Source organism: Neisseria sp. P0021.S006 (genome assembly GCF_051956895.1).
In genome coordinates, this window is sequence record NZ_JBQCWZ010000362.1 from 1 (window position 1) to 1,418 (window position 1,418).

At 51.2% G+C, this 1,418-nt stretch carries 1 protein-coding gene and 3 tRNA genes; all 4 read right to left on the minus strand.

The window, feature by feature from the left end:
* Window positions 1-23: 23 nt before the first annotated feature.
* A tRNA-Val gene (locus ACTHUM_RS14125) sits at window positions 24-99 on the minus strand.
* Between the two features lie 39 nt (window positions 100-138).
* Window positions 139-215 (minus strand) — tRNA-Asp (locus tag ACTHUM_RS14130).
* A gap of 33 nt (window positions 216-248) precedes the next feature.
* Window positions 249-324 (minus strand) — tRNA-Val (locus ACTHUM_RS14135).
* Between the two features lie 69 nt (window positions 325-393).
* Window positions 394-1,418 (minus strand): NAD-binding protein (locus ACTHUM_RS14140; protein WP_440403184.1); only part of this gene is annotated, 1,025 nt, incomplete at its 5' end.

Consider the following 1,418-nt stretch of genomic DNA (forward strand, 5'->3'; position numbering starts at 1 on the left):
GTCAAAGACAATGAAAAGGAAAGTGGTGGGTGATGACGGAGTCGAACCGCCGACATTCTGCTTGTAAGGCAGACGCTCTACCAACTGAGCTAATCACCCGTAAAAGGGAGATACTGAAAAATCAGTATTTTTAAATAATGGCGCGGCGGACGGGGCTCGAACCCGCGACCCCCGGCGTGACAGGCCGGTACTCTAACCAACTGAGCTACCACCGCGCATCCACTGTCAAAGACAATGAAAAGGAAACTTGGTGGGTGATGACGGAGTCGAACCGCCGACATTCTGCTTGTAAGGCAGACGCTCTACCAACTGAGCTAATCACCCGTGCGCAAAATTGCGAAGACGCTATTAAACCAAAAAATCCTGATGCGCGCAAGATTTATTTGCCGATTATTAGATATCTCCCTGTAAGCACCAGTTTTCAAAGGAAATAATTTCTTCCTGCTTGCCTGCGACAATCAAAATATCGCCGTTTTCCAAAACAAAATCAGGATCAAGGTCTTGGATTTTTCCGGTCTTGCGGCGGATAAACAATAGCTTCAGATGATGGGCGGACAAGGGCAATTCGCGGATGGTTTTGCCGATGGCATGTGCCTCGCCGTGCAACGGGAAGGCGTGACGGGAGATGGCTTTGCTGTCTTCGTCTGAGAAGCTGTCATCGTCGCTGCCGATAAACAAGTCTTGCAACGATGCATAGCGGCTGTGACGGATATGGGTTATGGTTTGATAAACATGGTTGTAGGAGAGGCCGTGGCCCAACATGGCATAGCTTGCCAGCACCAGGCTGGTTTCTTTGGTATCGGAGACGGTTTCTTCCGCACCCATTTCGGTAAAGGTTTTAACGTAATCGTCATTGGTGGCGCGAACATAAACCGGCATGCTCGGATGCATGGACATGATGTTGCCGAGAACATGTTGGGTTTCGTGCATATTGTTCAGCGTAATGACCACCATTTTGGCGCGTCCCAATCCGGCGGCTTCCAAAACTTCACGGCGTTTGGCATCGCCAAAGGAAACCGGTTCGCCTGCGTTGCATGCCACTTGTACGCGTGCGATGTCCAAGTCGAGGGCAAAGTAGGGGATGCCTTCTTGCGCCAATACACGGGCAACCGATTGACCGCCGCGTCCGAAACCGATAATCAGGACGTGTTCGGATTTGCTCATGGTTTCCACCAACATGGAGTGCAAGTCCAAGGCTTTCATGTCCAAGTCGGATTTGACGAAGCGGCTGACGATGGCATCGCTGCTGCCCAAGATAAATGGAGCGGCAATCATGGAAAGCAAGACGGCTGCAGTAGCTGCTTGTTCCAATTCGGGCGAAACCATATTGATTTTGCTGGAAATGGCCAGCATCACGAAGCCGAACTCGCCGCCTTGTGCCAAATAAAGCGCACTTTTGAGGCTGTCGCCCACAGGGT